Origin of the sequence: Planktotalea sp., from assembly GCF_049680325.1 — a bacterium.
Lineage (GTDB): Bacteria > Pseudomonadota > Alphaproteobacteria > Rhodobacterales > Rhodobacteraceae > Planktotalea.
On the sequence record NZ_JBAUHO010000125.1, the window covers coordinates 1 to 5353 of the forward strand.

Sequence of the window (5353 nt, forward strand, 5' to 3'; positions counted from 1 at the left end):
GACTTGGATTTGCAGCGATCCTGATGACCCTGCGGTTCTGGCGACTTGGCCCGCAAATCGTCGCAAAAGGGGCCTAACTCAAACGCCCGACTAAAACTAGGAGCGATCCTTCAGCAAACGGTCTGCTTTCTTTCGCACAAGCACAGAGCGCAGATCATGCATGGCCAAGAGCAAATCATCTGTCACCGCTTCAAGCTGCTCATCGCTGGCTTTTGCCTGCACCCACTGGGTTGTCAGGTTGAGATAGTCGACAGCGCGATGTATGTCATCAATATCGCGCTGTGCGAGCAATTCAGTGCGCTCTTCCATCCAGTTATGGATAACGCCGAGTTCTTCCTCGCTTAGGGTGCGATCCCCTTGTGGTTTGATTTCACCGTTACGAATGTTGATGGCCGCAATCTGGTCCATCTCGATACGCCGCTGGCGGTTCTCTGTATCCACGCGAAACACCAGCGCGCCGTTTTCTCGCACTCGAAAATAGAACTCGGGAAGTTGACCAGACATGTTCGCTCCTTAAATGGCTGCCCTCAGACCAGTGCTGCGCAGAATGTCTGGATGCGCGTGCAGGCCTCTTTGAGGGCTTCGTCCGAGGTAGCGTAGCTGACACGGAAGTTCGGTGAAAGCCCGAAGGCGGCACCAAACACAACGGCAACGCCTGTATCTTCAAGCAATGCGGTCGCAAAGACTTCGTCATTTTCGATGACTGTGCCATTTGGCGTTGTCTTGCCAATCAGGCCCGCGATGGATGGATAGACGTAGAATGCGCCTTCGGGTACGGGGCAGGTCACCCCGTCAATCGCACTAAGCATGTCGACCACAAGATTGCGACGACGTACAAACATCTTGTTGTTCTCTTCAAGAAAGTCTTGCGGACCATTCAGCGCCTCGACCGCAGCCCACTGGCTGATGGTGCAAGGGTTGGATGTGCTTTGCGATTGGATCTTGCGCATTGCACCGATCAATTCCTTTGGACCTGCCGCATAGCCGATCCGCCAACCTGTCATAGCATAGGCCTTGGAGACGCCATTGCAGGTAAGCGTGCGATCATAAAGCGCTGGTTCTACTTGGGCAGGGGTCGCAAACTCGAACCCGTCATAGCTCAAGTGCTCATACATATCATCTGTCATCACCCAGACATGCGGGTGGCGCATCAGAACATCGGTGAGTTCTTTCAATTCGTCGCGGGTATAGCCAGCACCTGTCGGGTTGGACGGTGAGTTGAAGATGAACCATTTCGTCTTTGGTGTGATCGCGGCTTCAAGTTGCGCCGCGGTGAGCTTGTAGTTCTGCTCGGCCGTTGCGGCGGCAAAAACAGGGGTACCACCAGCAAGAAGCACCATGTCAGGGTAGCTTACCCAGTAAGGGGCAGGGATCAACACCTCGTCGCCAGGGTTCATCGTTGCCATCAACGCATTGTATAGGATTTGCTTGCCGCCAGTGCCCACGGACACCTGCGCGGGCTCATACGTCAACTCGTTATCGCGCAGCAGCTTGGCGCAGATCGCTTGCTTGAGTTCAATGATCCCATCGGGCGCGGTATATTTGGTTTTGCCTTCTGCGATAGCAGCATTTGCCGCATCTTTGATGTTTTGCGGCGTGTCGAAGTCCGGCTCGCCCGCACCAAGGCCAATCACATCGCGCCCGGCAGCCTTGAGTTCTTGCGCTTTCGTCGTAACAGCAATGGTGGGTGAAGGCTTGACGCGCGTAAGTGTCGCAGAAAGGAAGGTCATTGGGCGCTCCGATTGTAATATGGCCATGTCCCTCTTAGGGTGCAGCTTGCACGCAATCAAGCGTTCTGCACACGCACGAACTGGAGATAGCTAAATGAACGACATTGATGCCCTGAATGCCACGCCTATGACGACCGATGATATGCCCGCCGAAGACTGGTACAGCCCCGAGGCCGCCACATTCGGCGACAGATTGGCCGCCGCGCGAGAGCACGAAAACATGAGCCAAGCACAGATGGCGCGCCGCCTTGGGATAAAAGCCAGCACTCTTCGCAGTTGGGAAGAAGACCTGTCAGAGCCACGGGCAAACCGCCTGTCGATGATCGCCGGTATTTTGAACGTTTCGATGATGTGGTTGCTGAATGGTGAAGGCGAAGGCCTGGACGCACCGCACGAAGCGGAAAACTCAGTCGATAAGGATCTCAACGTGATCCTGAAAGACATGCGCGAATTGCGTTTAACCATGGCGCGTTCGGCAGAACAGCTGGGACGATTGGAAAAACGGATGCGCACCGCATTGAAGGAAATGTGATGAGCGAAACAGCAGCAAATAGGATCAAACGGCTCAAGATGCGTTCGATGCGGCGGGGGATCAAAGAGATGGATATCATTCTCTCTGCCTATGCCGATGCGCAGCTTGAGGGGATGAGTGATGAGAAGATCATGCTCTATGATGCGCTGCTCGATGAGAACGATCAGGATTTATATTCATGGGTGACGGGGCAAACGACTCCCCCCGAACAATTTGATGCGCTTTTGACTGAAATCGGACAAACCTTTCAAAAATAAACTGTTTTTAGCTTAACCGAAAATTCGCAAATTTAATTCATTGTCCTCCCTGAGCAGTTAGGCGGAGACAAGAATGAGTATTCACAGCGTATTGCACACCGATCAAAGGTCGGGTGCGGATAAAGGTTTTATTTCCGGGTATCTAGAGGCGCTCGCGCTTGTAGAAAGATTGCACAGGCTGTTGCTTGATGTAATCAAGGACGAGTTCGAGCGCGTCAATGTGCTGGAAATCAATGCAGTACAGGCGCTTTTGCTTTTCAATATCGGTGACAATGAAGTCACCGCCGGGGAGCTGAAATCGCGCGGATATTATCAAGGCTCTAATGTAAGCTATAATCTCAAAAAGCTGGTCGAGATGGGCTATATGCACCATCAACGCTGCGAGATTGATCGTCGTTCCGTGCGCGTGAAACTAACGCCCAGCGGGCGGGACATCCGCGATGTGGTTGCGCATTTGTTTGAACGCCATGCGGACGGTCTTCAAAGCAAGGGCGTTCTTGGGCCAGAAGGCCTTATCGAAATCACCGGGGCGTTGAAACGCATGGAGCGGTATTGGACAGATCAGATCCGCTACATATACTGACGTTTCAGCGGTTCAAGGACAACGCCATCCCTTCAAGCTCGCGTAGCAGCTTTCGCACCATCGCGCGTTCGTAGTCATCAAACCCCAGCGCAACTTCAACAAAGCTGCTGGGGCCGTGAATTACATAAGCGTTGAAGTAAGAGGACAGCTCGCCAATTTCGGCTTGGCGGCTGTCACCATGATCGAGCGCATCGGCTCCGATGACCAAGGCGTTGATTGTAATGCCGTCAAATGCCGTTTTGTTCAGTTTTTGCGGCAAAGGCCCTGTATTCGCTTTGCCATCGCCAGAAATATCCAAGGTACGGACCCAGCACTCTGACTGGCGCGCCAATAGCTTTGCACCATAAAGCATGGCTGTTCCAAGGCCGGTGGATTGCTCTGCTGGCGTTCGCTGCGTTGACCTGAGTTGCGCGGCAAGCCCATTCAAGTCGCCCTCGGAAGTGATCGCGCGCCAGGGCACCAGCAGGGTTTGATCGGCTGGGCTGCTCCATTCATAAACGGCAAGGCGCACAGGCGTGTCGGGCATGGACAACAGGGCAGTGTGAACTTTGGGGTTGCTTAGCGCTGCGGCCAAACCATCAAGCTGCAAACGGTACTCCCGACTATCAACCGATCCTGACACATCCAGCGCGAGCGCCAGCGCCTGGCGGCAGCGTTCTTGGGCCTGTGCGGCGTGGCCCAACGTACCCAGCGCAAGCAAAAAGCAAACCGCGCGGATCATAGTCGCGGCTCTGTTGCCGTTTCGGGCACAGCCGCGCCCAGCATGAGGGTGCTGATCTCACGGTAAAGCTTACGCGCCATCGTACGCTCGAAATCAGCAAACCCATCGGCCACTTCCAGAAAGGCAAAGCGCCCCTTAAGCACTTCGTTTTCATAATACCATTCAACGTCAGGATCGCTGCCCGCAATGACAAGGCCATTAACCGTAACATTCTCGAAAGGAAAATGACGGTATGCCACCTGCGGACCAAATCCGTCGTTGTTTATGCCGTCCCCCGAAACATCCAAAACGCGCTGGGCACAGTCAGGGGCTCTTTTGAACAGGGCCGCGCCGTAGCCCAAAGAAAAGCCTATGGACGTGGGAAAGCGCGAAAAGCTTCGCTGTGATTGCGCGATCTTTGCCGCGACTTGAGCTATCTCGTTTCGATTGTTCAGAAGCGTCCAATCCACAAGCAGCTTTTGTTGATAACGCCCGCTCCATTCATAGACAGACAGGGCGACGCTGCCGCTTTGATCTTCAAGGATGGCACGCGTGACATCGTCAGACATAAGCGCGTTTGCCAATCCTTGTTGTTGAAGGGCGTATTCGTCCTCGGAGACGGAGGAGGACACATCAAGGGCCAAAAGCAATGCTAAACGACAGCGCGCTTGCGCCGGATCCGCAACGCAGGCGGCCAAAACGGCTGCGCAGATGAGCAGCCTGAGTATCACCAGTGGCCAACCGGCGGCATGCTGATCCATGGCTCGATAGGCTCCAGCGCCTCACCATCTTGCAGCAGTTCGATTGAAACATTGTCGGGCGAGCGAACAAAGGCCATGCGCCCATCGCGCGGCGCGCGGTTGATCGTGACGCCATTGTCCATAAGGTGCTGGCAGGTCGCGTAGATGTCATCGACCGCATAGGCCAAATGCCCGAAATGACGGCTGTCAGAGGGCAGCCCATCGTCGCCGTCCCAATTGTAAGTCAATTCAACAGGGCACTCGGGCTGCTCGGGCGGGGCCAGAAACACCAGCGTAAAGCGCCCTTGCTCGCTTTCCATGCGCCGCGTTTCTTCGAGGCCAAGCAGTTTGTAAAAGGCGATCGACGCGTCCAGGTCTTTGACGCGGACCATTGTGTGTAAATATTTCAGTGCCATTTCGGCCTCCATTTGATTCACCAAAAGAGTAGCGGGCGAATTGGAGGAGTCGAGTGGCTAAGCGCCAAAACCGATCAATTTAGATGCTAGAACGAGGATTGAATCCCGACGCGCACACCCAATCCTTGGCTTTCATAAAGACCGATGTTGGATTTGGTCTTGCTTGCGGTCAACGTAACAGCGGGAGAAAAGCCGAAGTACTCAATCTGGTTGAACACGCCCGTCACATCCAATGCGACAGTGGAGTCCTGACGTCCAAAACGTGTGAAACGCGAGAATTCGTGTGTTTTCTGGCTGAGCGACAGGCCGAAATCGACAGACACACCTGCAATTGGCTGTGCCACAGCATAGCGCGCGCCAAGTGTAACCTGTTGATAATCGAGGCTCGTATCAAG

At 54.3% G+C, this 5353-nt stretch carries 8 protein-coding genes and 1 pseudogene; 3 read left to right on the forward strand and 6 right to left on the reverse strand.

Annotation, left to right across the window (positions count from 1 at the left end; translation table 11 throughout):
* Positions 1 to 96: 96 nt before the first annotated feature.
* Together WBC85_RS05590 and WBC85_RS05595 are read right to left on the reverse strand one after the other, a co-directional pair.
* Positions 97 to 504, reverse strand: a complete 408-nt coding sequence (locus WBC85_RS05590; RefSeq protein WP_424433820.1) for a hypothetical protein — start codon at positions 502 to 504, stop codon at positions 97 to 99.
* Between the two features lie 23 nt (positions 505 to 527).
* Entirely contained in the window at positions 528 to 1730 is a 1203-nt protein-coding gene (locus WBC85_RS05595) for a pyridoxal phosphate-dependent aminotransferase (RefSeq protein ID WP_424433822.1), read from the reverse strand.
* Positions 1731 to 1824: 94 nt separating this feature from the next.
* On the opposite strand from WBC85_RS05595, the gene WBC85_RS05600 reads away from it, so the two are divergent.
* From WBC85_RS05600 to WBC85_RS05610, 3 genes are all read left to right on the forward strand, one after another.
* On the forward strand, positions 1825 to 2262 hold the full coding sequence (locus WBC85_RS05600) for a helix-turn-helix domain-containing protein (protein WP_424433824.1): 438 nt from the start codon (positions 1825 to 1827) through the stop codon (positions 2260 to 2262).
* Positions 2262 to 2519, forward strand: a complete 258-nt coding sequence (locus WBC85_RS05605) for a succinate dehydrogenase assembly factor 2 (protein ID WP_424433826.1) — start codon at positions 2262 to 2264, stop codon at positions 2517 to 2519. The genes WBC85_RS05600 and WBC85_RS05605 overlap by 1 nt, the downstream gene beginning before the upstream one ends.
* A 73-nt stretch (positions 2520 to 2592) precedes the next feature.
* Complete coding sequence (locus tag WBC85_RS05610) at positions 2593 to 3102, forward strand: MarR family winged helix-turn-helix transcriptional regulator (protein WP_424433828.1); 510 nt, start codon at positions 2593 to 2595, stop codon at positions 3100 to 3102.
* A 4-nt stretch (positions 3103 to 3106) separates the two neighbouring features.
* Here WBC85_RS05610 and WBC85_RS05615 read toward each other — a convergent pair whose 3' ends face one another.
* The 4 genes and pseudogenes from WBC85_RS05615 to WBC85_RS05630 all read right to left on the reverse strand — a co-directional run.
* Positions 3107 to 3823 (reverse strand): DUF1194 domain-containing protein, encoded by a 717-nt coding sequence (locus WBC85_RS05615; RefSeq protein WP_424433830.1) that lies wholly within the window; start codon positions 3821 to 3823, stop codon positions 3107 to 3109.
* On the reverse strand, positions 3820 to 4563 hold the full coding sequence (locus WBC85_RS05620) for a DUF1194 domain-containing protein (RefSeq protein WP_424433832.1): 744 nt from the start codon (positions 4561 to 4563) through the stop codon (positions 3820 to 3822). The genes WBC85_RS05615 and WBC85_RS05620 overlap by 4 nt, the downstream gene beginning before the upstream one ends.
* Positions 4530 to 4958: a VOC family protein gene (locus WBC85_RS05625; protein WP_424433834.1), complete on the reverse strand. Its 429-nt coding sequence runs from the start codon at positions 4956 to 4958 to the stop codon at positions 4530 to 4532. The genes WBC85_RS05620 and WBC85_RS05625 overlap by 34 nt, the downstream gene beginning before the upstream one ends.
* A gap of 86 nt (positions 4959 to 5044) precedes the next feature.
* Positions 5045 to 5353: pseudogene (locus WBC85_RS05630) on the reverse strand (hypothetical protein); the annotation flags it as partial.

Bases quoted from the DNA above. Each gene is read 5' to 3' on its own strand.
- WBC85_RS05605 (WP_424433826.1), top strand. From the start codon at position 2,262: ATGAGCGAAACAGCAGCAAATAGGATCAAACGGCTCAAGATGCGTTCG.
- WBC85_RS05620 (WP_424433832.1), bottom strand. From the start codon at position 4,563: ATGGATCAGCATGCCGCCGGTTGGCCACTGGTGATACTCAGGCTGCTC.
- WBC85_RS05610 (WP_424433828.1), top strand. From the start codon at position 2,593: ATGAGTATTCACAGCGTATTGCACACCGATCAAAGGTCGGGTGCGGAT.
- WBC85_RS05600 (WP_424433824.1), top strand. From the start codon at position 1,825: ATGAACGACATTGATGCCCTGAATGCCACGCCTATGACGACCGATGAT.
- WBC85_RS05595 (WP_424433822.1), bottom strand. From the start codon at position 1,730: ATGACCTTCCTTTCTGCGACACTTACGCGCGTCAAGCCTTCACCCACC.
- WBC85_RS05590 (WP_424433820.1), bottom strand. From the start codon at position 504: ATGTCTGGTCAACTTCCCGAGTTCTATTTTCGAGTGCGAGAAAACGGC.
- WBC85_RS05615 (WP_424433830.1), bottom strand. From the start codon at position 3,823: ATGATCCGCGCGGTTTGCTTTTTGCTTGCGCTGGGTACGTTGGGCCAC.
- WBC85_RS05625 (WP_424433834.1), bottom strand. From the start codon at position 4,958: ATGGCACTGAAATATTTACACACAATGGTCCGCGTCAAAGACCTGGAC.